This window comes from Microbacterium trichothecenolyticum (assembly GCF_030818955.1).
GTDB lineage: Bacteria > Actinomycetota > Actinomycetes > Actinomycetales > Microbacteriaceae > Microbacterium > Microbacterium trichothecenolyticum_B.
The window spans coordinates 1020774-1046945 of record NZ_JAUTBF010000001.1 but is presented as its reverse complement, the minus strand read 5'-3'; the positions used below and the strand labels follow the sequence as shown (position 1 = coordinate 1046945).

Below are 26172 nucleotides of genomic sequence, written 5' to 3'. Positions count from 1 at the left end.
CGAGTGGGCGGGATCCGCGTAACTTATTACTTGTTCGCCCCACAGGGGAGAGCGGAGCGGCCGAAAGGCCCCGCGTCCTCTCAAGTGGTGAACAGTCCAAAACCTCCGCCGGATGGTGTAGAGTTTTGGTTCTGGTCATTCGACCGGTTCTTACGACGCTGATCTTCTTGATAGGTCCCACGGTGAGAATCACAAGGTTCGAATGGTCTCATATAGAAGTGAACTGCCTCACGGGTAGGTCGAGAGATCGTTTCTGTGGGTGCGTCCGTTCCTTGAGAACTCAACAGCGTGCACTTGTCAAATGCCAATTTATTCCTCGTCGGTCCGTTTTTCGGATTGCGAGAAATTCCTTTGGATCAAAGTCCAACTCTTTCGGGGGTTGGCGATGGATAGTCAGCAATGATTTATCTTTTTGGTCAGATTGAACTCGCTTGTCCCGGCCTTATTCCGGTTGGGCGGCATTTTTCTTTTACGGAGAGTTTGATCCTGGCTCAGGATGAACGCTGGCGGCGTGCTTAACACATGCAAGTCGAACGGTGAAGCCAAGCTTGCTTGGTGGATCAGTGGCGAACGGGTGAGTAACACGTGAGCAACCTGCCCTGGACTCTGGGATAAGCGCTGGAAACGGCGTCTAATACTGGATATGAGCTTTCACCGCATGGTGGGGGTTGGAAAGATTTTTCGGTCTGGGATGGGCTCGCGGCCTATCAGCTTGTTGGTGAGGTAATGGCTCACCAAGGCGTCGACGGGTAGCCGGCCTGAGAGGGTGACCGGCCACACTGGGACTGAGACACGGCCCAGACTCCTACGGGAGGCAGCAGTGGGGAATATTGCACAATGGGCGGAAGCCTGATGCAGCAACGCCGCGTGAGGGATGACGGCCTTCGGGTTGTAAACCTCTTTTAGCAGGGAAGAAGCGAGAGTGACGGTACCTGCAGAAAAAGCGCCGGCTAACTACGTGCCAGCAGCCGCGGTAATACGTAGGGCGCAAGCGTTATCCGGAATTATTGGGCGTAAAGAGCTCGTAGGCGGTTTGTCGCGTCTGCTGTGAAATCCCGAGGCTCAACCTCGGGCCTGCAGTGGGTACGGGCAGACTAGAGTGCGGTAGGGGAGATTGGAATTCCTGGTGTAGCGGTGGAATGCGCAGATATCAGGAGGAACACCGATGGCGAAGGCAGATCTCTGGGCCGTAACTGACGCTGAGGAGCGAAAGGGTGGGGAGCAAACAGGCTTAGATACCCTGGTAGTCCACCCCGTAAACGTTGGGAACTAGTTGTGGGGACCATTCCACGGTTTCCGTGACGCAGCTAACGCATTAAGTTCCCCGCCTGGGGAGTACGGCCGCAAGGCTAAAACTCAAAGGAATTGACGGGGACCCGCACAAGCGGCGGAGCATGCGGATTAATTCGATGCAACGCGAAGAACCTTACCAAGGCTTGACATACACCAGAACACCGTAGAAATACGGGACTCTTTGGACACTGGTGAACAGGTGGTGCATGGTTGTCGTCAGCTCGTGTCGTGAGATGTTGGGTTAAGTCCCGCAACGAGCGCAACCCTCGTTCTATGTTGCCAGCACGTAATGGTGGGAACTCATGGGATACTGCCGGGGTCAACTCGGAGGAAGGTGGGGATGACGTCAAATCATCATGCCCCTTATGTCTTGGGCTTCACGCATGCTACAATGGCCGGTACAAAGGGCTGCAATACCGTGAGGTGGAGCGAATCCCAAAAAGCCGGTCCCAGTTCGGATTGAGGTCTGCAACTCGACCTCATGAAGTCGGAGTCGCTAGTAATCGCAGATCAGCAACGCTGCGGTGAATACGTTCCCGGGTCTTGTACACACCGCCCGTCAAGTCATGAAAGTCGGTAACACCTGAAGCCGGTGGCCTAACCCTTGTGGAGGGAGCCGTCGAAGGTGGGATCGGTAATTAGGACTAAGTCGTAACAAGGTAGCCGTACCGGAAGGTGCGGCTGGATCACCTCCTTTCTAAGGAGCATCTGACGCCCTGTAGTGGGGTTGTTCAGGCGCCAGGTCAGTACCGAATGTGTGCTGCTGGTTAGCTCATGGGTGGAACATTTGACTTGGTGCTCATGCCGATATCTTCGGGTCTAGTACGCAGTTTGCTGTGGGAACGGTCCGGGTTGGAGGGGTGGGGACATGCACGCTGTTGGGTCCTGAGGGGCCGGGCGCTGATCGGGCTAGTCGGAAGGCTGGTGGTGGTTGGTGGCTGTTCCTCGAGGGCCTGTTCTGGCGCCACGGTTGTGGTTGCTGGGGTGGGTACCGCCCGTACTTTGAGAACTACACAGTGGACGCGAGCATCTTCGACATGATCCTTCGGGATGGTGTCGTGAAGATGATCTTAAAGATCATTAGTCAATTTTTTGACGATTCAACTCATGTGATTTCAAGTCTTTAAGAGCAAACGGTGGATGCCTTGGCATCTGGAGCCGAAGAAGGACGTAGCAATCTGCGATAAGCCTCGGGGAACTGATAAGCGAGTTTTGATCCGAGGATGTCCGAATGGGGAAACCCCGCCAGGGCGCGTGCGTACCTGGTGACTCCCGCCTGAATATATAGGGCGGGTAGAGGGAACGTGGGGAAGTGAAACATCTCAGTACCCACAGGAAGAGAAAGCAACAGCGATTCCGTGAGTAGTGGCGAGCGAAACCGGAAGAGGCTAAACCTAGCGTGTGTGATAGCCGGCAGGCGTTGCATGTTGGGGGTTGTGGGACTTTTCTGATTGTTCTGCCGAGCAGTCGACGTGACAAGAGGGTATAGACGAACGGTTTTGAATGGCCGGTCATAGAGGGTGCGAACCCCGTAGTCGAAATGCCTGTTCTTGGCGTGAAGAGTATCCCAAGTAGCACGGGGCCCGAGAAATCCCGTGTGAATCTGTCAGGACCACCTGATAAGCCTAAATACTCCCAGATGACCGATAGCGGACAAGTACCGTGAGGGAAAGGTGAAAAGTACCCCGGGAGGGGAGTGAAATAGTACCTGAAACCGTTTGCTTACAAACCGTTGGAGCCTCCTTAGTAGGGGTGACAGCGTGCCTTTTGAAGAATGAGCCTGCGAGTTAGCGATACGTGGCGAGGTTAACCCGTGTGGGGTAGCCGTAGCGAAAGCGAGTCTGAATAGGGCGATTCAGTCGCGTGTCCTAGACCCGAAGCGAAGTGATCTATCCATGGCCAGGTTGAAGCGACGGTAAGACGTCGTGGAGGACCGAACCCACTTAGGTTGAAAACTGAGGGGATGAGCTGTGGATAGGGGTGAAAGGCCAATCAAACTTCGTGATAGCTGGTTCTCTCCGAAATGCATTTAGGTGCAGCGTTGCGTGTTTCTTGCCGGAGGTAGAGCTACTGGATGGCCGATGGGCCCTACAAGGTTACTGACGTCAGCCAAACTCCGAATGCCGGTAAGTGAGAGCGCAGCAGTGAGACTGTGGGGGATAAGCTTCATAGTCGAGAGGGAAACAACCCAGACCACCAACTAAGGTCCCTAAGCGCGTGCTAAGTGGGAAAGGATGTGGAGTTGCTTTGACAACCAGGAGGTTGGCTTAGAAGCAGCCACCCTTGAAAGAGTGCGTAATAGCTCACTGGTCAAGTGATTCCGCGCCGACAATGTAACGGGGCTCAAGCACGCCACCGAAGTTGTGGCATTGACATTTTTGGTAGGCCTTCGTGGTCCAGCCGTGTTGATGGGTAGGAGAGCGTCGTGTGGCGAGTGAAGCGGCGGGGTGACCCAGCCGTGGACGCTACACGAGTGAGAATGCAGGCATGAGTAGCGAAAGACGTGTGAGAAACACGTCCTCCGAAAGACCAAGGGTTCCAGGGTCAAGCTAATCTTCCCTGGGTAAGTCGGGACCTAAGGCGAGGCCGACAGGCGTAGTCGATGGACAACGGGTTGATATTCCCGTACCGGCGAAGAACCGCCCCAGTCAATCCAGTGGTGCTAAGAGTCCTAGCTCATGCTTTAGCTGATCCCTTCGGGGTGAGGCGGGTGTGTGTGAACGCTCGACCCCATGCTGGTGCGGCTAGCGTATTAACAGGTGTGACGCAGGAAGGTAGCCCAAGCCAGGCGATGGTTGTCCTGGTGCAAGTGCGTAGGCCGACTCTTAGGCAAATCCGGGAGTCATTCAGGCTGAGACACGATGCGGATAAAAAGTGGGTGATCCTATGCTGCCGAGAAAAGCATCGACGCGAGGTTCTAGCTGCCCGTACCCCAAACCGACTCAGGTGGTCAGGTAGAGAATACCAAGGAGATCGAGAGAATCGTGGTTAAGGAACTCGGCAAAATGCCCCCGTAACTTCGGGAGAAGGGGGGCCATCCACTTATTAGGACTTGCTCCGAAAGGGTGTGGTGGCCGCAGAGACTAGTGGGTAGCGACTGTTTACTAAAAACACAGGTCCGTGCCAAGTCGCAAGACGATGTATACGGACTGACGCCTGCCCGGTGCTGGAAGGTTAAGAGGACCGGTTAGCCGCAAGGCGAAGCTGAGAATTTAAGCCCCAGTAAACGGCGGTGGTAACTATAACCATCCTAAGGTAGCGAAATTCCTTGTCGGGTAAGTTCCGACCTGCACGAATGGCGTAACGACTTCCCAACTGTCTCAACCGCGAACTCGGCGAAATTGCATTACGAGTAAAGATGCTCGTTACGCGCAGCAGGACGGAAAGACCCCGTGACCTTTACTACAGCTTGGTATTGGTGTTCGGTGTGGCTTGTGTAGGATAGGTGGGAGACGTTGAAGCATTCACGCCAGTGAGTGTGGAGTCATTGTTGAAATACCACTCTGGTCACTCTGGATATCTAACTTAGGACCGTGATCCGGTTCAGGGACAGTGCCTGGTGGGTAGTTTAACTGGGGCGGTTGCCTCCCAAAATGTAACGGAGGCGCCCAAAGGTTCCCTCAACCTGGTTGGCAATCAGGTGGCGAGTGTAAGTGCACAAGGGAGCTTGACTGCGAGACTGACAGGTCGAGCAGGGACGAAAGTCGGGACTAGTGATCCGGCAGTGGCTTGTGGAAGCGCTGTCGCTCAACGGATAAAAGGTACCTCGGGGATAACAGGCTGATCTTGCCCAAGAGTCCATATCGACGGCATGGTTTGGCACCTCGATGTCGGCTCGTCGCATCCTGGGGCTGGAGTAGGTCCCAAGGGTTGGGCTGTTCGCCCATTAAAGCGGTACGCGAGCTGGGTTTAGAACGTCGTGAGACAGTTCGGTCCCTATCCGCTGCGCGCGTAGGAAGTTTGAGAGGATCTGACCCTAGTACGAGAGGACCGGGTTGGACGAACCTCTGGTGTGTCAGTTGTTCCGCCAGGAGCACCGCTGATTAGCTACGTTCGGGATGGATAACCGCTGAAAGCATCTAAGCGGGAAGCCGGCCTCAAGATGAGACTTCCATGCCCTTTGGGGTGAGAGGCTCCCAGCCAGACTACTGGGTTGATAGGCCGGATGTGGAAGCGTAGTAATACGTGAAGCTGACCGGTACTAATAAGCCGATGACTTGATAACACACCGTTTTTGGTGCTTGCGTCCACTGAGTGGTTCTCGATGTACGGTCGGGAACGCAGCAATGATTGATCGTTGTTGGTTTTTGAAACATCAATAGTGTTTCGGCGGCCATAGCGAGAGGGAAACGCCCGGTTACATTCCGAACCCGGAAGCTAAGCCTCTCAGCGCCGATGGTACTGCAGGGGGGACCCTGTGGGAGAGTAGGACACCGCCGGACTTCCTTTAACGAAATGGCCACCCAAAGCTGGGTGGCCATTTCGCATTTACGACGTGTATCGACGAAGCGCCTCGTGCCATCCTCTCCGGGGGTCTGCACGAGGCGCTTCGTCGTTTTCGCGTGTGCTCGCTACAGTCGATGTGTGAGCACATTCCCAGGGCATGTTCCCGGGAGTCGCGACTACCGTCTGCTGCTTGCGGGACTGTTCTTCGGCGGTGTGGCGACGTTCGCTCAGCTGTACGCGACGCAGGCCGTCCTGCCGCTGATCTCGGCCGATCTCGGATCGGGCCCCGCGTCGGCGGCACTGACCGTGTCGGCTTCCACGCTGGGACTCGCGGCTGCGGTGCTGCCCTGGTCCGTCGTCGCCGATCGCATCGGCCGGGTGGGGGCCATGGCGTGGGGCGTGATCCTCGCCACTGTTCTCGGGGCGCTGAGCCTTGTCGCGCACGATCTTGGCATCCTGCTCGCGATTCGCCTGCTCGAGGGGGCGGCGCTCGGCGCGGTGCCCGCCGTCGCGCTGGCCTATCTGAGCGAGGAGGTCCATCCCCGTCATGTGGCGGCGGCCGCCGGCTCCTACATCGCGGGCACGACGGTGGGTGGGCTGTCGGGTCGCGTCGTGTCGGGCTGGGTCGGCGACCTCGGCGGATGGCGGTGGGGAGTGGCATCCGTCATTCTGCTGTGCGTCGTGGCGGCGGCGCTGTTCCTCGTCATGGTTCCCCGTGCGCGGGGCTTCGTGTCGGGTCGCGACAGGGCCGAGCGAGGGCCCGGCGTGTGGCGTCGGATCGGCGTGAATCTGCGATCACCGGTACAGTTGGCGTTGTACGCCCAGGCGTTTCTGCTGATGGGCGCCTTCGTGGCCGTGTACAACTACCTCGGGTTCCACCTGGTGCAACCGCCGTTCTCGCTTGCGCCGGGCATCGTCACATTGCTGTTCTCGGCGTACCTCGCGGGGACGTTGTCATCGCCGCGCGCGGGTGCCCTCGCGGTCCGTTACGGGCGGTTTCCCGTCCTCGCGGTGTCGACCGGTGTGATGGCAGCGGGAGTGGTGCTCTTGGCCGTCCCGGAGACCGGGGTGGTGGCGATCGGGCTCGTGCTGTTCACGGCCGGTTTCTTCGGCGCGCACGCCGTGGCGTCCGGTTGGACGCCCGTCGCCGCGGCACCCGTGGGGCGCGCGCAGGCGTCGTCGCTCTACTACCTCGGGTACTACGGCGGATCGAGCCTGTTCGGATGGGCTCTCGGCGTGGTCTTCGGCGTGGCGGGATGGCTCTGGTTCCTCATTGTCGTGCTCGTGATGTGCGCGATCGCCGTGATGTCGGCGTGGGCGGCTCTTCGCCACGCGCCGACGCGGTCGACGTGACGGCGTCCGCCCTCTTTCTCGCACGCCACCCGTCGCGGTCAATGGGCCGGAGTGATGTCGTACGCACCCGGTAGCGTCGGGTATCGACGATGCGAGGAGGTCGCGAGTGGAAGACGCCGACGAGAGGGCGATCGAACGGAGCCCCGACGTGACGGAGGTGACCGAGGGGTCCACCGCAGAGGAGACCGGCGAGCCGGCGTCGGAGATCAGCTACGACGAGCAGAGGTATCCCGCGCGCCCACGACGTCTGCGCCCTCGCGACCAGTTCCGCGGTGGGACGCTTCGACGCTTCCTCACCGACCCGCGCAACGCCAACGGTTTGAACCCGTCCTATGTCGAGTGGCTCGTGCGGCAGTCGATGCTGAAGGACGCCGACGTGTTGAGCCGGCAACTGTCGGGCCAGCCCTCGATGTGGCGCAATCCCTACGCACGACCGGATGCGCGCCGAGCGATCGAGTCCACCGACGTCTGGTTCACCGCCTATCCCATTTCGCTCATCACGCGTCCGGGGGAGTCGTTCCTCGACGCGCTCGGTGATGAAGCGCTGTGGGAGGCGTTCGAGTGGGTGGGGATCAACGGCATCCACACCGGGCCCGTGAAGCGTGCGGGCGGCATCACCGGGTGGCAGGAGACGCCCAGCGTCGACGGGCATTTCGACCGCATCAGTACGCAGATCGACCCCGACTTCGGCGACGAGAACGCGTTCCGCCGTGTCGCCGATGTCGCCGATGCGCACGGCGGCAGTGTGATCGACGACATCGTGCCCGGTCACACCGGCAAAGGCGCGGACTTCCGGCTGGCCGAGATGGCCTACAAGGACTACCCCGGTATCTACCACATGGTGGAGATCCCGCGCGAGGACTGGGGGCTGCTGCCCGAGGTGCCCGCGGGACGGGACTCCGTCAACCTCGACGCCGACACCGAGCGCGAACTCAGTGCCCGCGGCTACATCATCGGTGAGCTGCAGCGCGTCATCTTCTACACGCCCGGGGTGAAAGAGACGAACTGGAGCGCGACAGCGCCCGTGGTCGGTGCCGACGGCTTGGAACGGCGCTGGGTGTACTTGCACTACTTCAAAGAGGGACAGCCGTCGATCAACTGGCTCGACCCGACGTTCGCGGGAATGCGCCTGGTCATCGGCGATGCCCTGCACTCACTGGGCGATCTCGGCACCAGTGCGCTGCGGCTCGACGCCAACGGGTTCCTCGGCGTCGAGAAGAGTGCCGAGGGTCTGCCCGCCTGGTCGGAGGGGCACCCGCTGTCGCACGCCGCGAACCACATCATCGCCGGGATGGTGCGCAAGGTCGGCGGATTCACCTTCCAAGAACTGAATCTGACGATGGAGGACATCCGCGACACGGGGGCGGTCGGCGCCGACCTCTCCTACGACTTCGTCACGCGTCCGGGCTATCACCACGCCCTCGCAACCGCGAACACGGAGTTCCTCCGCCTGGCACTCACGACCGCCCTCGAGACCGGACTCGAGCCGGCCCAGCTCGTCCACGGTATGCAGAATCATGACGAGCTCACCTACGAGCTCGTCCACTGGGCGACGACGCATCGCGACACCGTCTACCCCTTCCGTCATGGTGAGTACACCGGCGGCGAGATCGCCGAGCTGGTGCGCGCCGAGCTGACCGAGAAGCTGACCGTCGAGGCCGACTTCAATCTCGTGTTCACGCAGAACGGGATCGCCTGCACCACGGCATCCCTCATCGCCGCCACTCAGGGCAAGGCGACGTTGGCCGACGTCACCGAGTCCGACGTCCCCGCGATCCGCGATGCCCACCTGCTGCTCGCCAAGTACAACTCGTGGCAGCCCGGCGTGTTCGCGCTCTCGGGGTGGGACCTCACGGGGTCGTTGACCCTGCCCGCCGACGACGTTCGCCACCTCATCTCCTCGGGCGATACCCGCTGGATCGAGCGCGGCGCGCACGATCTGCTCGACGTCGCCCCCGATGCCGCATCGTCGGCGTCCGGCATGACACGCGCTCGCTCGCTGTACGGCTCGCTCGGCCGCCAGCAGGCCGACCCGGACTCGTTCCTGACGGGGCTGCGAGACGTGCTGCGGACGCGACGCGACCACGGCATCGCGGTGGCGTCGCAGGTGGACATTCCGCAGGTGGGGCACCCGAGCATGCTCGTGATGGTGCACCGCCTCGACGGCGGGGACCGCCTGCGCGAGGACGCGCCTCTGCAGATCACGGTTCTGAATTTCTCGGGCGAGACGATCGAGGGAACGGTGCGTTCGGAGTGGCTCGTGCCGCAGAGCACCGCCGTCGATGCCACGACGGGTGATGTGGTGGGACGCGTGGACGAGTTGCAGAGCTTCTCGCTCGAGCTGGGGCCCTACGCCGGTCTCTTCCTGGTGCTCGAGGGTGCGTCGACCGACGACTGACGCACGATGTCGGGGGTCGGACGTAGCGTGGGCCCGTGTCCGATCCCCACTGCCTCGTCAGCGACTGCCCCGCTTCGGCGGCGCGCGACGCGCCCGTGGCGCTGTGCACCTGGCATCTCGCCGCGAGCGTCGATTGGGCAGCTTCCGCCGAGGGCGTCACCGATCTGCTGCCGTCGCCGTGCATCGTGTGCGGCTCGCGCCTCGGGGTGCGGTGGCCGAGCGGCTGGCTCTGCGCGGTGTGCGAGTGGCGTCACGGAGACCCGGTCGATCACGAGCTGCCCCCGCCCCGGGTCGACGTGGTGTACTACCTGCGGTACGAGGACCGGATCAAGATCGGCACCACCGCGCACCCGCGCCGACGCCTCGCCGCGATCTGGCACGACGAAGTGCTTGCCTTCGAGCCCGGAGACCGGCTCGTGGAGCGCCGGCGCCACGCGCAGTTCGCCGGTGAGCGCCTCGGCCGCAGCGAGTGGTTCCATCGCAGCGCCGCTCTCGACATCCACGTCGCCGCCGTTGCCGCGGGCGTGGATGATCCCTGGGCGCGATATGCGCGCTGGACGAGTGAGGCGCTGGCGAGACGCGGTTAGCGAGGCAAGCCCCAGCCAGCTCCGAGCGGCGCCCTCTACCGTGGGGGATCACACGCGAAAGGACACGTCATGGGCTTCCTCGATCGACTGTTCGGCTCCGGCGACGACCCCCGGCGCGGTGGTGACGCCGCCGAGGCGCCGCGTCGCTCGGCGAGCGACCTGCGCGACGGCGACGGGCGGTACGCACCGCCACCGCCACCGAATACCCGCGCGAGCGCGAGCGGTTCCGCCGAGGACCAGCAGGCGGTGGATCGCTACCGCTACCTTCTGCGAACCGCCCCGCCCGAGACCGTGGAGCAGGTGCACGCCGAGGCCTTCGGCCGGCTGACGCCCGCCCAGCGCCAGCAGGTGCTCCAGGAGATGTCGTCGGGCTTGGCGCCGACCGAGCGACCGGTGAACGCCGACCCCTCGTCGCTCGCTCGTGCCGCCACGCGGGCCGAGTACACGCAGCCCGGATTCATGGAGCGGACGTTCGGCGGACGGTCGTTCTCGAACGGGCCCGGGTTCGGTTCCCTGCTCGGCGCCTCGATGCTCGGCACGATCGGCGGCTACGTGGTGGGGTCGGCGCTGGTGGGGGCGCTGTTCGATCCCGGTTACGACGCGGGCTTCGCCGACGGCATGGAGGCGGAGGGCGCGGATCTCGCCGGGGACGGCGGCGTGGATGCCGGGGCGGTCGACGCCGGATGGGGAGATGCCGGGGGCGACTTCGGTGGGGATTTCGGGGGCGACTTCGGGTTCTGACCGCTCCGGGGGAGTACCCCGGCTCCGGCGTGCCGCAGGCCCGCTCGCGCCGCGCCCGGCCGGTGAACGCTATGGTCGGACCCATGGCGCCCATGATCATCGGTGAGCGCCCCGCTGTGAGCCGGACTCTCGTCGCTAATCAGCTGATGCTGTCGGCGGCCACCCTGATCGGTGCGATCGCTTCGATGCTGTCGGGCCACATCGTCAGCGCACCCCTGTTCGTGACGGGCGCGGGCGTCATCTTCGTCCTCGGGATCGTCGCGGTGCTCGTACCCTGGGCGTCGCTGCCCGCGTGGGCCGCGCCCATCGTGCCGGTAGCGGACGTCGTGGCGATCGCCCTGCTCCGCGAGAGCGCCCCGACCGATGGGTTCGGACTGCTCTGGGCGTTCCCCGCGATGTGGATCGGTGCCGTTCTGGCCCTGCGCGGGGTGGGGTCTGCTGTACGGATAGGTGACAGGGGTTAGTCAGGCCGCGAGGGCCAGGGTCTTGGTCATCATTGTCTCGAACTCGACCGGGGTCAAACGGCCGAGACGGTCTTGCCGACGGCGTCGGTGGTAGGTTCGCTCGATCCAGGTGACGATCGCGATGCGCAGCTGTTCGCGGGTGGTCCAGGAGCGTCGGTTGAGGACGTTCTTCTGCAGGAGCGAGAAGAACGACTCCATGGCGGCGTTGTCGCCCGCAGCTCCCACTCTGCCCATCGATCCGACCATGCGGTGACGGGCCAGGGCGCGGATTGCCTTCCGGGAGCGAAATTGACTGCCCCTGTCGGAATGTACGACGCAACCGGCGACGTTCCCGCGCAGAGCGGCGGCGTTGTCGATCGCGTTGACGACGAGACGGGACTTCATCCGGGAGTCGATCGAGTAGCCGACGATCTTGCCCGAGAAGACGTCCTTGATCGCGCAGAGGTAGAGCTTGCCCTCGCCGGTGTGATGCTCGGTGATGTCGGTCAGCCAGAGCCGGTTCGGCGCGTCCGCAATGAACTCGCGTTGGACGAGGTCGTCGTGAACAGGAGGGCCGGCCTTGCGGCCTTTCCCGCGGGCGCGTTTCTTGCCAAACGCCGACCACCAGCCGTTCTCCGACGTAATACGCCATGCGGTCCGGTCGGACATCGCCTCCCCGGCGTCGCGGGCCTCATCGGCGAGGAGGCGGTGTCCGAACTCGGGGTCGTCGCGGTGCGCGTCGAACAGCGCGTTCGCGCGAAATGCCTCCACCAGCTCCGCGTTGGTGATGGGGTTGGCGAGCCAGCGGTAGTAGGGCTGGCGGGCGAGCTTGAGGACCCGGCACGTCACCGTGACGGGGATCCCGTCACCGGCGAGCTCTTTCACGAGCGGGTAGAGCCTTTTCCCGGCAGATGCGCCTGCGACAGATACGCCGTCGCCCGTCGCAGCACCTCGACCTCCTGCTCCAGCAGCCGGTTGCGCGCCCGCAGTTCGCGGACCTCGGCGTCTCGGTTAGTTGGCGACGGAGCACCGGTATCGGCAGCGGTCTTCTCGGCGCGGGAGCGGGCGAGCCACTTCGTGAGGGTCATCGGGTGGACCCCGAAGTCGGCGGCGATTCGCTCGATCGTCACACCGGGCTCACGGTTCTCGGCGACACGCACCACGTCGTCGCGGAACTCCTTCGGATAAGGCTTGGGCACGATGGCATCCTTCCAGGCCCGTCCTGCGGGGCAAGCCAGATCAGATGTCACCTATCCGTGCAGCAGACCCGTGCTCGTCTTGATCGCCGGTATCTGCGCCGTCATGCTCCATCAGCTGAGTACCGATCCACTCCAGCGGTTCTCGGCCTCGTCGTTGCTGCTTCCCTTCACCCTCGCGGCGGTGGCCTGCATCGCGCACGTCACCGCGCGCCGCGCCCGGGCGCAGCGGGCCCTCCTGGAGAAGCAGTCGTCGGAGCTGCGCCGTGCCGTGGATCGGTCGCGACGACAGGAGGATCTGGTCACCGAGGTGCTCGACGCCGTCGACTTCGGTGTGACCCGCATCACCTCCTCCGGGGAGCTTGCCGTCACGAACGTCGCGCACGCGAGACTGCTCGACCGCGACGACGCTTCCGGCCAGGAGCTGCCCGTCTTCCGGGGCGATGGGACGACGCCCATCGCCGACCGCGACACGCCCCTGGCACGAGCTCGGGCCGGCGAGATCTTCGAGGGCGAGCTCGTCTGGTACGGGCAACCGGGGGAGGATCGTCGTGCTCTCAGCGTCACGGCGCGGCGCCTGCCCGCTCGAGAAGGGGTGGATGCCGGGACCGTGGTCGTCTCGCGTGACGTCACCGTCGAGGAACAGGCGCGTCGGGAACGTGAGGACTTCGTGGCCAGCGTCTCGCACGAACTGCGTACCCCGCTCACCTCGATCCTCGGCTATCTCGACATAGTGCTGGAGGATCCCGCGCTCACCACGGTCACGCGGGAGAGGCTGGAGGTGGCCCAGCGCAACGCGTCGCGCCTGTCTGAGCTCGTCGCCGACATCCTCGCGCTTTCCACCGCGCCGGGCGAAGGCTTCGGTGTCGCGCTGGAGTTCGAGGCCACCGACGTGTCGGCGCTCGTGCGCGCGGCGATCGAGTCGATTCTGCCGGGGGCGACGGAACAGGGGATCCGCGTCGATGCCTCGGGGGTCGATGAGACGACCGCCGTCATCGACGCGCGTCGGATGCGCCAGGTGGTCGACAACCTCCTGGCCAACGCGGTCAAATACAACAGCAGGGGTGCAACGGTCACCGTCAGCGTCACCGGCGACGACCGCAGCGTGCTCATCGTGGTCTCTGACGACGGGCCGGGCATCAGCGTCGGCGAACAGGAACGCCTGTTCGACCGCTTCTTCCGAGGCGACGCGGTGCGCAAGTCCTCGACCCACGGCAGCGGCTTGGGGCTCGCCATCAGTCGCGACATCGTGCAGGCGCACGGGGGAGAGATCTCCGTACGTGCGGCCCCCGGCGAAGGCGCCGCCTTCCTCGTCCGACTCCCGCTCCACAGGGACGACACATGAACCTCGACGTACTCACCCTTCACGCCGCGGCATCGCTCGTGATCTTCGTCGCGACCGTCATGTACCTGCTCGACACCCTGATGTCGAAAGACTCCTCGGCTGGTCGGCTCTGGGCCAGCGCCTTTCTGTCGGGGACGCTGTCGGCGGTGTGCTACCTCGCGTGGCTGTTGCTTCCGGCGGCGTGGACGGCGGTCGCGCTGGGTAACGGCGCTTTCGTCGCTGCGACCGGCTTCATCTGGTTGGGCTGCGTGTCCTACAACCGTGGCGCGCTGCGAGGGCCGGTTCTCGTGATGGCCATGGCGATCACGATCGTCGTGGTCTCGGCCCTCGCCGCGGGCCCGGACGGCGGAGATTGGGCCGGAGCGGTCCCGTTGTTCCTCGGCAACGCTTTGTTCGCCGTCCTCGGGGCCATCGAGACCCGCCGGGGAACCATCGTCCGGCGGTGGAGCTCGGGCGGGCTCACGGCCGTGCTGATCATCGAGGGGGTGTGGTTCCTGGGCCGTACCGGCGTCTTCGTCACGCTCGGGCCCGACAGCGACCTCTTCCGCACGGCCTTCGACACCCGCATCTCCGCGCTGCTGACGATCAGCCTCGTGCTCGCCGCCGTGATCGTCACCTCGGTCCTGCGCGCGAACGAATCCGCCCTGCGCGGGCTCCCCGACATCCTGCGGCTGTCGGTCGATCGCCACGGTGTTCTGCTGCGCGAGTCGTTCGAGGTCGCGCTCGCGATGATATGCGTCCGCGCCGCGGAGATGGGCGAGGGCGTCTGCGTCATCGCCATCCGTATCGACGACTTGCGTCGGGTGTCCACGGCATTCGGTCCGGATGACGCGGAGCAGATCGCGCGCGAGCTCTGGGCATCGGTGCGTCGCCATGCGCCCACGATGGCGTTGGTGGGGGAGAGGGATGCCGCGGGCCTCGTCGCCGCGTTCACGACCACGGCGACGGCAGACGTACGCCGAGCCGCTCGAATGCTTCACGAACGGGTCGTGACCGACCTTTCGGCGTTGGGCGCCTCGGTGGTGCCGGTCGCGGGGGTGGGCATGGCGCTCTCGGAGACGCACGGGTACGACGCGGTCGCGCTCGTCCAGCATGCCGACGATGCTGCGGCCCAGGCCGCATCGACGGGGGAGCAGCCCTTCGGCCTGACGGGGCACTGACCGAGCTCCGCGGGCGTCGTTCCGCGGACGTCGCCTCAGAGCGGGGCTGTGAGCTTTCGCACGCGCTCGCGCAGCTCTCGCGGACGGAAGGGCTTGGTCAGATAGTCATCGGCTTCGGGGGTCGAGCCCGTCAGCCGATCGAGAGCGTCGATGCGTGCCGTGAGCATCAGGATCCTGGTGGAGCTGAACGCACGGATACGGCGAGCCGCCTCGAATCCGTCGATCCCGGGCATGCTCACGTCGAGGGTCGTGATGAGGGGGGTGTACCGACGGACGAGCTCGATGCCGTCGATACCGTTCGGCGCCGCGTGGACGTCGAAACCCTCGTCTGCGAGAACAGCGGCGATCAGCGTGCGGATATCGAGATCATCTTCGATCACCACCGCGCTGTTCGAAGATGTCATCGGGGGCTTCCATCCTCACGGCCGGAGAATCCGGCCCCTGGAGGCATGCTAGACCACCACCCGATGAGCACGCGGTCCGGGTGTGGCGGCGGGGGTGTGGCATCCTCGTGGGGTGCCTCTTCTCGCGCTCACCGGCGGTATCGCGTCGGGAAAGTCCACCATCGCCGCTCTGCTGGCCCAGCGCGGCGCGATCGTCGTCGACGCGGACGCGATCGTCCGTCAGGTGCAGGCACCGGGAACGCCTGTTCTCGACGGTATCGCCGGGGAGTTCGGTGCGGACGTCCTGCGCTCCGACGGCTCGCTCGATCGCGCGCGGCTAGCCGCTCGCGTGTTCGGGCACCCCGAGCGGCTGGCCGCGTTGAACGCCCTGGTGCATCCCGCGGTGCGTGAGGAATCGGAGTCCCGCTTCCGCGCGGCGTTCGCCGCCGACCCCGACGCCGTCGTCGTGTACGACGTGCCGCTGCTCGCCGAGGCGCGGGCCGGCGATGCGTGGGATCTGGTGGTGGTCGCGCACGCGCCCGCGCAGGTGCGCGCGCGGCGCCTGATCGAGACGCGGGGGATGACGGAAGACGACGCCCGTGCGCGGATCGCCTCACAGGCCGGTGACGACGAACGCCTCGCTCTCGCCGACGTCGTCATCGATACCGCCGACGACCTGGACGCCACTCGCCGGCAGGTCGACGACCTGTGGGAGCGGGTGCTCCACGCACGTTGACGGCGCATCTGAGACGCGCCCCGACTCCTCGCTCGCCGAGGGCGAAACGCAAGCCGCCCCCGATGTCGGAGGCCCCGCCTACGCTGGGAGCATGCAGGCCACGCGTTCCGTCCGTCCCTTCGAGGTCATCAGCGAATACTCCCCGTCCGGCGATCAGCCGCAGGCGATCGCCGAACTCGCGGCGCGCATCAACGCCGGTGAGACCGACGTCGTGCTGCTGGGGGCGACGGGCACCGGCAAGTCGGCCACCACGGCCTGGCTCGTCGAGCAGGTGCAGCGTCCCACGCTGGTGCTGGCGCACAACAAGACCCTGGCGGCGCAGTTGGCGAACGAGTTCCGTGAGCTCATGCCGAACAACGCGGTGGAGTACTTCGTCTCCTACTACGACTACTACCAGCCCGAGGCCTACGTCCCCCAGACCGATACCTTCATCGAGAAGGACAGTTCGATCAACGCCGAGGTCGAGCGGTTGCGGCACTCGACCACCAACTCGCTGCTGTCCCGGCGCGATGTGGTGGTGGTGTCCACCGTGTCGTGCATCTACGGCCTCGGCGCCCCGGAGGAGTACCTGCGCGCGATGGTGGCCCTGCAGGTCGGCGAACGGTACGACCGCGATGCCCTGATCCGCAAGTTCATCTCCATGCAGTACAACCGCAACGACGTCGATTTCTCGCGGGGCAATTTCCGGGTGCGCGGCGACACGATCGAGATCATCCCGGTGTACGAGGAGTACGCCATCCGCATTGAGATGTTCGGCGACGAGATCGAGGCGCTGTACACCCTGCACCCGCTCACCGGCGACGTCATCGAGAAGATGGACTCGGTGCCGATCTTCCCGGCGTCGCACTACGTCGCCGGTACGGATACGGTGCAGCGCGCCATCGGCACCATCGAGCACGAGCTCGAGGAACGGCTCAAGGAGCTCGAGGCGCAGGGAAAGCTCCTCGAGGCGCAGCGCCTGCGGATGCGCACGACCTTCGACCTCGAGATGTTGCAGCAGCTCGGTTTCTGCTCGGGCATCGAGAACTACTCCCGTCACATGGACGGGCGCATGCCGGGCGACCCGCCGCACACCCTCCTCGACTTCTTCCCCGACGACTTCCTGCTCGTTATCGACGAATCGCATGTCACGGTCCCGCAGATCGGCGCCATGTACGAGGGAGATGCGTCGCGCAAGCGCACCCTCGTCGAGCACGGCTTCCGCCTGCCGAGCGCGATGGACAACCGCCCGCTCCGGTGGGACGAGTTCAAGGAGCGGGTGGGGCAGACGGTCTACCTCTCCGCGACCCCCGGCCGGTACGAGATGGGGATCGCCGACGGTGTCGTCGAGCAGATCATCCGACCGACCGGGCTCGTCGATCCCGAGATCGTCGTGAAGCCGTCCAAGGGCCAGATCGACGATCTGCTCGAAGAGATCCGCGTGCGGGTCGAGCGTGACGAGCGTGTGCTCGTGACGACCCTGACGAAGAAGATGGCCGAGGAGCTGACGGACTTCCTCGGCGAGCACGGCGTGCGCGTGCGGTACCTGCACTCCGACGTCGACACCCTGCGTCGCGTCGAACTGCTGACCGAGTTGCGCGCGGGCGTGTACGACGTGCTCGTCGGCATCAATCTACTGCGTGAGGGACTCGACCTTCCCGAGGTGTCGTTGGTGTCCATTCTGGATGCCGACAAAGAAGGGTTCCTGCGCAGCGGAACCTCGCTCATCCAGACGATCGGTCGCGCGGCGCGCAACGTCTCGGGGGAGGTGCACATGTACGCCGACAAGATCACCGATTCGATGCGCAACGCCATCGACGAGACCGAACGCCGTCGCGAGAAGCAGATCGCGTACAACACCGCTCACGGGATCGACCCGCAGCCGCTGCGGAAGAAGATCGCGGACATCACCGAGGTCCTCGCTCGCGAAGCCACCGACACCCGCAAGCTGCTGGCGCGCAACGACAAGGCGAGCAAGGGCAAGTCACCCACTCCGCAGCTGCGTCGTACCGGGATCGCTGCGGAGGGCGCCGATCAGCTCGAGTCGACGATCGCCGACCTCACGCAGCAGATGCTCGCAGCGGCCGGGGAGCTGAAATTCGAGCTCGCCGGGCGTCTCCGAGACGAGGTGCAGGACTTGAAGAAGGAACTCCGGGCGATGGAGCGGGCCGGGCACGCGTGATTGCGGGGCACCGGCACCAGCGGCCAGACGTGAGCCCCGGGCGCGGGTGAGTGCTGGGCGCGGGCGAGTGCTGAGCGTGTGCGGATGCCGGGCGCGGGTGAGCCACAAGCGCGGGTCAGCCCCGGGCGCGGGTGAGCCCCGGGCGCGGGCGAGTGCTGGGCGCGGGTGAGCCCCGGGCGCGGGTGAAGGTCGGGGCCGCCGGGCTCAGGGGCAGTGCAAGAGAGGCTTCGGCCCGGATCGGTCCACCGTGTGCTCCGACATGGGGTGAGCGCAGAGCGGGCAGGCGCGTCCCGTCCGCTCGGGCTCCGGGGTGGTCTCGTAGGGGCCGACCGATGCCGGGCCGGCGACACGGATGAGGCGTGTGTTGAAGTACTGGTACCAACCGCCGGCCTCGCGCACGCGGTCGCGGAGACGCGGACGGTCCGAATCGCTTTGTGTCATGATAATTAGTGTACTAACGAAATGGACGGAGAGGGTGCGTGGAGGATTCGCTCAAACTCGAGAACCAGGTCTGCTTCGCGCTCGTGACCGCAGCGCGGAACGTCGTGTCGATCTACCGTCCGGTGCTGGAGCCGCTCGGGCTCACGCACCCGCAGTACCTCGTCATGCTCGCGCTCTGGGAAGAGTCGCCACGATCCCTGGGCGCGTTGGCCTCCGAGCTCGCCATGGAGCCCGCGACCCTCTCGCCCCTCGTGAAGCGGCTCGAGGCGCAGGGGAGGGTTGCGCGCACCCGGCGCACCGACGACGAGAGAGTGCTGGACATCGCCCTCACGGAAGAGGGGGCAGCCCTGCGGACCGCGGCGCTCGAGGTGCCGGCGAAGATCATGGCGCGCGTGGGGATCGACGAGAGAGCGCTCATCGCCCTTCGGGACGGCCTGGCCCCGTTCGTCGGAACACGCGAGTGATCTGATCACTCGGGGCCTCACCGAGAGCGTTCCGAGGCGGGCGCACTCTCGCACATTCGTGCGCCTCGGGCGAACCCGGGACCGATGTCGGAGGCCCGACCTAGACTTAACAGGTGCCCATCGTTCCCGTCGTACCCGCCCCTTCTTCGGCCCCGTCCGGCTCCAGCGGCAAGCTGAGTGTCCGGGGCGCTCGCGTCCACAACTTGAAGGACGTCGACCTCGACATCCCGCGCGACGCGCTCGTCGTGTTCACGGGTCTCTCGGGCTCGGGCAAGTCGAGCCTCGCGTTCGACACCATCTTCGCCGAGGGACAGCGTCGATACGTCGAATCGCTCAGTGCGTACGCGCGCCAGTTCCTCGGACAGGTGGATCGGCCCGATGTCGACTTCATCGAGGGCCTGAGTCCCGCCGTGTCGATCGACCAGAAGTCGACGAACCGCAACCCTCGCTCGACGGTGGGCACGATCACCGAGATCCACGACTACATGCGTCTGCTGTGGGCTCGCATCGGTGTGCCCCACTGTCCCGACTGCGGCGCCCGCATCCAGCGTCAGACGGTGCAGCAGATCGCCGACCAGCTCATGGAGCTGCCCGAGCGCACGCGGTACCAGATCGTCGCGCCGGTCGTCACGCAGAAGAAGGGCGAGTTCGTCGACCTCTTCAAGGAACTGAGCGCCAAGGGCTACGCGCGCGCCGTCGTCGATGGCGAACTCGTTCAGCTGGCCGAGCCGCCGACACTGAAGAAGAGCTACAAGCACGACATCGCCGTGGTGGTCGACCGGCTCGTGGCATCCGGTGACAACCTCAGTCGTGTGACCGACTCGGTCGAGACGGCGATGGGCCTGGCCGGCGGCATCATGCAGGTCAACTTCGTCGACGAAGAGGGCGACGACGCGTGGCAGTCGTTCTCGGAGAAGCTCGCCTGTCCCAACGGGCACCCGCTGCAACTCACCGAGATCGAGCCGCGCACCTTCTCGTTCAACGCGCCGTTCGGTGCGTGCCCGGTGTGCTCCGGTCTCGGCACGCGCATGTCGGTCGACGTCGACCTCATGCTCGGCGACGAGGAGCTGTCGATTCGCGACGGCGCGATCCTGCCCTGGACGACCCAGGGCAAGGGGCTGTTCCAGTACTACGAGCGCCTGCTCGAAGGCCTCGCGCGCGACCTCGACTTCTCGCTCGACACCCCGTGGAAAGACCTGTCGCACGACGTGCAGCAGGCGGTGCTGCGCGGCGAGAACTACAAGGTCACGGTCAAGTGGAAGAACCGCTACGGGCGCGAGATGCGGTACTCGTCGGGCTTCGAGGGTGTCGTTCCGTACATCGAACGCCAGTACCTGCAGGCCGAGTCCGACGCGCAGCGTCAACGCTGGTCGGAGTACCTGCGCGAGGTGCCGTGCGCCGTGTGCGATGGCGACCGTCTCAAGCCCGAGGTGCTCGCGGTCCTCGTCGACAACACCTCCATCGCCGCGGCCTCGCGGATGAGCCTCGCCGACGCGCGCGAGTTCTTCTCGAAGCTCACCTTGACCGAGCGTGAGGCGACGATCGCCGCGGCCGTGCTGCGCGAGATCCGCGCGCGCCTGGACTTCCTGCTGCAGGTCGGCTTGAACTACCTCAGCCTCGGCCGCGCGGCCGGCACCCTCTCGGGCGGCGAGGCACAGCGCATCCGCCTGGCGACACAGATCGGCTCGGGACTCACGGGCGTGCTGTACGTCCTGGACGAGCCCTCGATCGGTCTGCACCAGCGCGACAATCGCCGTCTCATCCAGACGCTCGAGACGCTGCGCGACCTCGGCAACACGCTCATCGTCGTCGAGCACGACGAAGAGACCATCCACGCGGCCGACTGGGTGGTCGACATCGGCCCTCGTGCCGGCGTCGACGGCGGCAACGTCGTACACTCCGGCCCGCTGGCCGAGCTCCTGGAGGACGAGCGCTCGCTCACGGGCGCCTACCTCTCGGGCCGCCGCGCGATCGAGGCGCCGAAGAAGCGCCGAAAGATCGACAAGAAGCGTCAGGTCACGGTCGTGGGCGCACGCGAGAACAACCTGCAGAACGTCACGGTGGACTTCCCGCTCGGCGTGCTGACGTCGGTGACCGGCGTCAGCGGTTCGGGCAAGTCGACGCTGGTCAACGGCATCCTGTACGAAGTCCTGGCCTCGAAGCTCAACGGCGCGCGCCGCGTGCCGGGCAAGCACACGCGCGTCACAGGCCTCGACAACCTCGACAAGGTGGTGCACGTCGACCAGGCGCCGATCGGCCGCACGCCGCGCTCGAACCCGGCGACCTACACCGGCGTGTTCGATCGCATCCGCAGCCTGTTCGCGGAGACCCCCGAGGCGAAGGTGCGCGGCTACCAGGCCGGGCGCTTCAGCTTCAACGTCAAGGGTGGCCGCTGCGAGGCGTGCTCGGGCGACGGCACGCTGAAGATCGAGATGAACTTCCTGCCCGACGTGTACGTCGACTGCGAGGTCTGCCACGGCAAGCGGTACAACCGCGACACCCTCTCGGTGCATTACAAGGGCAAGAACATCGCCGAGGTGCTCGAGATGCCGATCTCGGAGGCCGCGGACTTCTTCGAGCCGATCCAGGCGATCCACCGCTACCTCAAGACCCTCGTCGACGTCGGCCTCGGCTACGTGCGCCTGGGACAGTCGGCGACCACGCTCTCGGGCGGCGAGGCGCAGCGCGTCAAGCTCGCGACCGAGCTGCAGCGCCGGAGCAACGGCCGCTCGATCTACGTGCTCGACGAGCCCACCACGGGTCTGCACTTCGAGGACGTCTCGCTGCTGCTGAAGGTGCTGAACGGTCTCGTCGACAAGGGGAACACCGTCATCGTCATCGAGCACAACCTCGACGTCATCAAGAGCAGCGACTGGGTCATCGACCTGGGGCCCGAGGGCGGCGCCGGCGGCGGCACGATCGTGGCCACCGGGACGCCCGAACAGGTCGCGAAGGTCGAGGAGAGCCACACCGGCGCGTTCCTCGCGGAGTTGCTCGAGACCGGCCGCACAGGGACGCAGCGCAACGCCGCCGCGCTCGACGCCCGCAGCGCCGAGCCGGAGCTCGTGAGCGCGGCGGGCTGAGCCGTGGCATCCCGAGAACGGATGTCGCATCTGCCCTACCGCCCGAAGGCCGGCGAGATCCCCACCAACCCCGGGGTGTACCGCTTCCGGGATGCCGAGGGGCGGGTGCTGTACGTCGGAAAGGCCAAGAACCTCCGCGCGCGCCTGTCGAACTACTTCGCCCCGCTGCACTCTCTGCACGAGCGCACGCGGCGCATGGTGACGACCGCGGCGAGCGTGGAGTGGACGGTCGTGCCCAGCGACGTCGACTCGCTGCAGCTGGAGTACATGTGGATCAAGGAGTTCGATCCGCCCTTCAACGTGCGCTACCGCGACGACAAGTCGTACCCGTACATGGCGATCACGCTGGCCGACGAGGCGCCTCGCGTCATCGTCACGCGCAACCACAAGATCCGCGGGGCGAAGTACTTCGGGCCGTACCCGAAGGTGTGGGCGGTGCACGACACGATCGACCTGATGATCAAGGTCTTCCCCATCCGCACCTGTAGCGACTCGTCGTACAAGAAGGCCATGCAGTCGGGCCGGCCCTGCTTCCCCGGGCAGATCGGACGCTGCGGGGGGCCGTGCTCGATGAAGGTGACGATCGAAGAGCACCGCGCGATGGTCGATGACTTCATCGCCTTCATGTCGGGCGGCGACCAGCGCTTCGCGAAGCAGCTCACCGCACGGATGAACGAGGCGTCGGCGGCGATGGACTACGAGTCGGCCGCGCTCTACCGCGACCGTCTGCAGGCCATCGACGCCGTCCTCGGAAAGAGTGCTCTGGTGCTCGCCTCGGACACGGATGCCGACCTGTTCGGCATCGCGGAGGACGAGCTGGCCGCGACCGTGCAGCACTTCGTCGTGCGTGGCGGGCGCGTGCGCGGTGTGCGCGCCACGACGATCGAGAAAGAGATCGACATCTCCGGCGCCGACCTCGTCGACCAGGTGCTGCAGCGCACCTATGGCGACGCGGATGCCGCCGACATCCCGCGTCAGGTGCTCGTTCCCGAGCTCCCCGACGACGCTCCCCAGCTCGAAGACTGGTTGCGCGAGCGCCGCGGGCGACCGGTCACCCTCCAGGTGGCGCAGCGCGGACGCAAGGCCGACCTGCTCAAGACCGCGACGCTCAACGCGCAGCAAGCGCTCCTGCTGCACAAGACCCGGCGCACGAGCGACTACGTCGCGCGGTCGCAGGCCCTCACCGACCTGCAGGAGGCGATCGGGCTGACCGAGGCGCCGCTGCGCATCGAGTGCTTCGACATCTCGCACCTCTCGGGCACGAACGTCGTGGCATCCATGGTCGTGTTCGAAGACGGCCTGCCGCGCAAGGACCAGTACCGCTCGTTCGGGGTCGCCGAGACGACGGATGACACCGACTCGATGTATCAGGTGCTCACCCGGCGCCTCGCCTACCTCGATCGACCGGACGACGACGAGCCCGAGACGATCGGCGGGGCGATCATCGCGGCCCCCGACTCGGCCGAGGCCACCGCCGACGGGGAGGTCGTGACCGCGCGCAAGCGTCCGCGTTTCGCGTACCGCCCGCAGCTGCTCGTCGTCGACGGCGGTCAGCCCCAGGTCGCCGCGGCCGCCCGGGCCCTCGCCGATGCCGGGCACGAGGAGATCGCCCTGTGCGGGATCGCCAAGCGTCTCGAAGAGGTGTGGCTGCCGGGGGAGGAGTACCCCGTGATCCTGCCGCGGACCTCCGAGGCGTTGTACCTGCTGCAGCGGCTGCGTGACGAGGCGCACCGGTTCGCGATCGTGCACCAGCGCAAACGTCGCAAACGCGACATCACGAGCGTGCTCGCGGAGGTTCCGGGCCTCGGCGACACCCGCATCAAGGCGCTGCTGCGGCACTTCGGGTCGGTGACCGCGCTGAAGAACGCCACGCCCGAGGAGATCACCGCGCTCCCCGGCATCGGACCGACCCTCGCCGAGGCCATCCACACGCATCTGTCTCGGTAGGCTTGACCGGACGACGGGAGGCGACCGCCATGGATCCGGGCCGCGACGAACCAGGGGACGTGCTCATCGTCACGGGCATGTCGGGCGCCGGGCGATCGACCGTGGCGAACGCGCTCGAAGACCTCGACTGGTACGTCGTCGACAACCTGCCGCCGCAGATGCTGCGCCCGCTGCTGGAGCTGACCGAGCTCGCCGGTGGGGCGGTGCCGCGCGTGGCGGTCGTCGTCGATGTGCGGGGTCGTTCGCTGTTCAGCGATCTGCCCGAGGCGATGCGCAGTCTGCAAGCGGGGCGCCAAGTGCGCGTGGTGTTCCTCGATGCCAGCGACGCGGTGCTCGTGCGACGTTTCGAGGCCGTCAGACGTCCGCATCCGCTGCAGGGCGACGGAACCATCCTCGACGGCATCCGCCGCGAACGCGACAGGCTGGCGCCGGTCCGCGAGGCCGCCGATGTCGTGATCGACACCTCGTCGCTGAACGTGCACCAGTTGTCGTTGCGCACGGTCGCCCTGTTCGGTGACGAGGGCGCGGCCCGCCACACGGTCACCCTGATGAGCTTCGGGTTCAAGTACGGTCTTCCGCCCGATGTCGACCTCGTCGCCGACATGCGGTTTCTGCCGAATCCGTTCTGGAGCGAGGATCTGCGTCCGCTGACCGGTGAAGATCCGCGCGTACGGGAGTATGTTCTCGGGCAGGAGGGTGCGACGCAGTTCCTCGACGCGTACGCCACGGCCCTGCGCCCGGTGCTCGAGGGCTATCAGCGTGAGAACAAGCGGCATTCGGTCATCGCGATCGGGTGCACCGGCGGCAAGCACCGCTCGGTCGTGATGACACGGGAACTGGCTGCACGTCTGTCCGATGTGGCGGGCGTCGCGGTACGGGTGGCTCATCGGGACCTCGGTCGAGAGTAGGCTGTACCGTCGCCCCCGACGAGCCACCCCCCCCCGAAGCGAGGAGAATCGTGCCCCTGACCGCCGACGTGAAGGCCGAGCTCATCACCGTCCGCGACCCGCGCCCGACAGCGCGCGTCGCCGAGCTCACCGCCCTCCTGCGCTTCTCCGGTGGTCTGCACTCGATCGCCAACCGCGTCGCCGTCGAGGCCGAGCTCGATTCGGACATCCTCGCCCGACGCGTCGCGCGCGATCTGATGGAGCTCTACGGCGTGCGGCCCGAGCTGCACCACGTGCAGGGCTCCGGTGGCCGAACGGGCGGTCACTACGCGGTCCGTGTCATCGAGGCGGGCGAGACCCTGGCGCGCCAGACGGGGCTGCTCGACCAGCGCCGCCGTCCCGTCCGCGGGCTCCCCAACAAGCTCACCACCGGATCCCGTCCCGACCTCAGCGCCATCTGGCGCGGCGCCTTCCTGGCCAGCGGCTCACTGAGCGATCCGGGTCGCTCGGCAGCGCTCGAGATCTCGTGCCCCTCGTCGGAGGCCGCGATGGCCCTCGTCGGCGCGGGTCACCGCATCGGCATTCCCGCCAAGGCCCGCGAGGTGCGCGGAGTGCCCCGCGTCGTCGTCCGCGACGGCGAGGCCATCCGCGGCGCTCTGTACGAGATGGGCGCCCGCCGCACGGCGGGGGAGTGGGACCAGATGCGCCAGCGCCGCGAGGTGCGCGCGGGCGTGAACCGCCTGGTCAACTTCGACGACGCCAACCTGCGCCGCTCGGCGCAGGCCGCGGTCGCCGCGTGCGCACGCGTGGAGCGCGCGCTCGAGATCCTCGGTGATGAGGTGCCCGATCACCTCCAGCAGGCGGGCGCGCTGCGCCTCGCCCACCGCGACGCGAGCCTCGACGAGCTCGGCCACCACGCCGACCCGCCGCTCACGAAGGACGCCGTGGCCGGGCGCATCCGCCGTCTGCTGGCGATGGCCGACAAGAAGGCCGAGGCCGAGGGCATCCCCGGCACCGAGGCGGCGGTCCCGGTGGGCGCGGAGGACTGAGCCCCGCACCGCGCGCAGCGCGATTCCGGATGCCGTGACCCCGGCATCCGTTCGCCGTT

At 65.8% G+C, this 26172-nt stretch carries 17 protein-coding genes and 3 rRNA genes; 17 read left to right on the top strand and 3 right to left on the bottom strand.

Annotated features, from left to right (window positions below):
* Positions 1–468 precede the first annotated feature (468 nt).
* The 8 genes from QE412_RS05000 to QE412_RS04965 all read left to right on the top strand — a co-directional run bounded on the left by QE412_RS05000 (position 469) and on the right by QE412_RS04965 (position 11282).
* Positions 469–1990: ribosomal RNA gene (locus QE412_RS05000) — 16S ribosomal RNA — on the top strand.
* Between the two features lie 416 nt (positions 1991–2406).
* Positions 2407–5518: ribosomal RNA gene (locus tag QE412_RS04995) — 23S ribosomal RNA — on the top strand.
* A 100-nt stretch (positions 5519–5618) separates the two neighbouring features.
* Positions 5619–5735, top strand: a 5S ribosomal RNA gene (gene rrf / locus QE412_RS04990).
* Together the 16S, 23S and 5S rRNA genes form the textbook arrangement of a ribosomal RNA operon.
* Positions 5736–5877: 142 nt before the next feature.
* A complete protein-coding gene (locus tag QE412_RS04985; RefSeq protein WP_307480863.1) occupies positions 5878–7092 on the top strand; it encodes an MFS transporter in 1215 nt (404 codons plus the stop codon).
* Between the two features lie 148 nt (positions 7093–7240).
* Positions 7241–9490, top strand: coding sequence for a maltose alpha-D-glucosyltransferase (gene treS, locus QE412_RS04980; RefSeq protein WP_373426565.1), 2250 nt, complete (start codon positions 7241–7243; stop codon positions 9488–9490).
* Between the two features lie 35 nt (positions 9491–9525).
* Positions 9526–10077: a GIY-YIG nuclease family protein gene (locus QE412_RS04975; protein WP_307480861.1), complete on the top strand. Its 552-nt coding sequence runs from the start codon at positions 9526–9528 to the stop codon at positions 10075–10077.
* 69 nt (positions 10078–10146) lie between these two features.
* Positions 10147–10818, top strand: coding sequence for a hypothetical protein (locus QE412_RS04970; protein WP_307480859.1), 672 nt, complete (start codon positions 10147–10149; stop codon positions 10816–10818).
* 83 nt (positions 10819–10901) lie between these two features.
* The gene (locus QE412_RS04965) at positions 10902–11282 is read left to right on the top strand and encodes a hypothetical protein (RefSeq protein ID WP_307480857.1); all 381 of its coding nucleotides are present in this window, start codon (positions 10902–10904) and stop codon (positions 11280–11282) included.
* On the opposite strand, the gene QE412_RS04960 is transcribed toward QE412_RS04965, so the two are convergent.
* Positions 11283–12460, bottom strand: a protein-coding gene (locus QE412_RS04960; RefSeq protein WP_307480082.1) for an IS3 family transposase whose coding sequence is annotated in 2 segments (ribosomal slippage) — positions 11283–12164 and positions 12167–12460 — 1176 coding nt in all. Because the reading frame shifts where the segments join, the coding sequence is not laid out codon by codon here. It abuts the gene before it with no gap.
* A 1-nt stretch (position 12461) separates the two neighbouring features.
* Between QE412_RS04960 and QE412_RS04955 the strand changes: the two genes are divergently transcribed.
* Positions 12462–13802 (top strand): sensor histidine kinase, encoded by a 1341-nt coding sequence (locus tag QE412_RS04955; protein ID WP_307480855.1) that lies wholly within the window; start codon positions 12462–12464, stop codon positions 13800–13802.
* Positions 13799–14962, top strand: a complete 1164-nt coding sequence (locus tag QE412_RS04950) for a diguanylate cyclase domain-containing protein (RefSeq protein WP_307480854.1) — start codon at positions 13799–13801, stop codon at positions 14960–14962. Before QE412_RS04955 ends, QE412_RS04950 begins: the two co-directional genes overlap by 4 nt.
* A gap of 35 nt (positions 14963–14997) precedes the next feature.
* On the opposite strand, the gene QE412_RS04945 is transcribed toward QE412_RS04950, so the two are convergent.
* Positions 14998–15366: a response regulator transcription factor gene (locus tag QE412_RS04945; protein ID WP_307480853.1), complete on the bottom strand. Its 369-nt coding sequence runs from the start codon at positions 15364–15366 to the stop codon at positions 14998–15000.
* 112 nt (positions 15367–15478) lie between these two features.
* Between QE412_RS04945 and coaE the strand changes: the two genes are divergently transcribed.
* On the top strand, positions 15479–16081 hold the full coding sequence (gene coaE, locus QE412_RS04940; RefSeq protein WP_307480852.1) for a dephospho-CoA kinase: 603 nt from the start codon (positions 15479–15481) through the stop codon (positions 16079–16081).
* A 91-nt stretch (positions 16082–16172) separates the two neighbouring features.
* Positions 16173–18242, top strand: a complete 2070-nt coding sequence (gene uvrB / locus QE412_RS04935) for an excinuclease ABC subunit UvrB (RefSeq protein WP_307480851.1) — start codon at positions 16173–16175, stop codon at positions 18240–18242.
* A 204-nt stretch (positions 18243–18446) separates the two neighbouring features.
* Here the strand turns inward: uvrB and QE412_RS04930 are convergent, their stop codons facing one another.
* The gene (locus QE412_RS04930; protein WP_307480850.1) at positions 18447–18683 is read right to left on the bottom strand and encodes a hypothetical protein; all 237 of its coding nucleotides are present in this window, start codon (positions 18681–18683) and stop codon (positions 18447–18449) included.
* Between the two features lie 38 nt (positions 18684–18721).
* Here QE412_RS04930 and QE412_RS04925 point away from each other — a divergent pair, with 38 nt between their 5' ends.
* The 5 genes from QE412_RS04925 (at position 18722) to whiA (ending at position 26113) form a co-directional block, all read left to right on the top strand.
* Positions 18722–19147 carry a MarR family winged helix-turn-helix transcriptional regulator gene (locus QE412_RS04925; RefSeq protein WP_307480848.1) on the top strand — a complete coding sequence of 142 codons (426 nt, stop codon included), beginning with the start codon at positions 18722–18724 and terminating at the stop codon, positions 19145–19147.
* Positions 19148–19260: 113 nt separating this feature from the next.
* On the top strand, positions 19261–22230 hold the full coding sequence (uvrA, locus tag QE412_RS04920) for an excinuclease ABC subunit UvrA (RefSeq protein ID WP_307480847.1): 2970 nt from the start codon (positions 19261–19263) through the stop codon (positions 22228–22230).
* A 21-nt stretch (positions 22231–22251) separates the two neighbouring features.
* Positions 22252–24177 (top strand): excinuclease ABC subunit UvrC, encoded by a 1926-nt coding sequence (gene uvrC / locus QE412_RS04915; RefSeq protein ID WP_307480845.1) that lies wholly within the window; start codon positions 22252–22254, stop codon positions 24175–24177.
* A gap of 29 nt (positions 24178–24206) precedes the next feature.
* Positions 24207–25085 carry an RNase adapter RapZ gene (gene rapZ, locus QE412_RS04910; protein ID WP_307480843.1) on the top strand — a complete coding sequence of 293 codons (879 nt, stop codon included), beginning with the start codon at positions 24207–24209 and terminating at the stop codon, positions 25083–25085.
* Between the two features lie 50 nt (positions 25086–25135).
* Positions 25136–26113, top strand: coding sequence for a DNA-binding protein WhiA (gene whiA, locus QE412_RS04905; RefSeq protein ID WP_307480841.1), 978 nt, complete (start codon positions 25136–25138; stop codon positions 26111–26113).
* Positions 26114–26172: the final 59 nt, after the last annotated feature.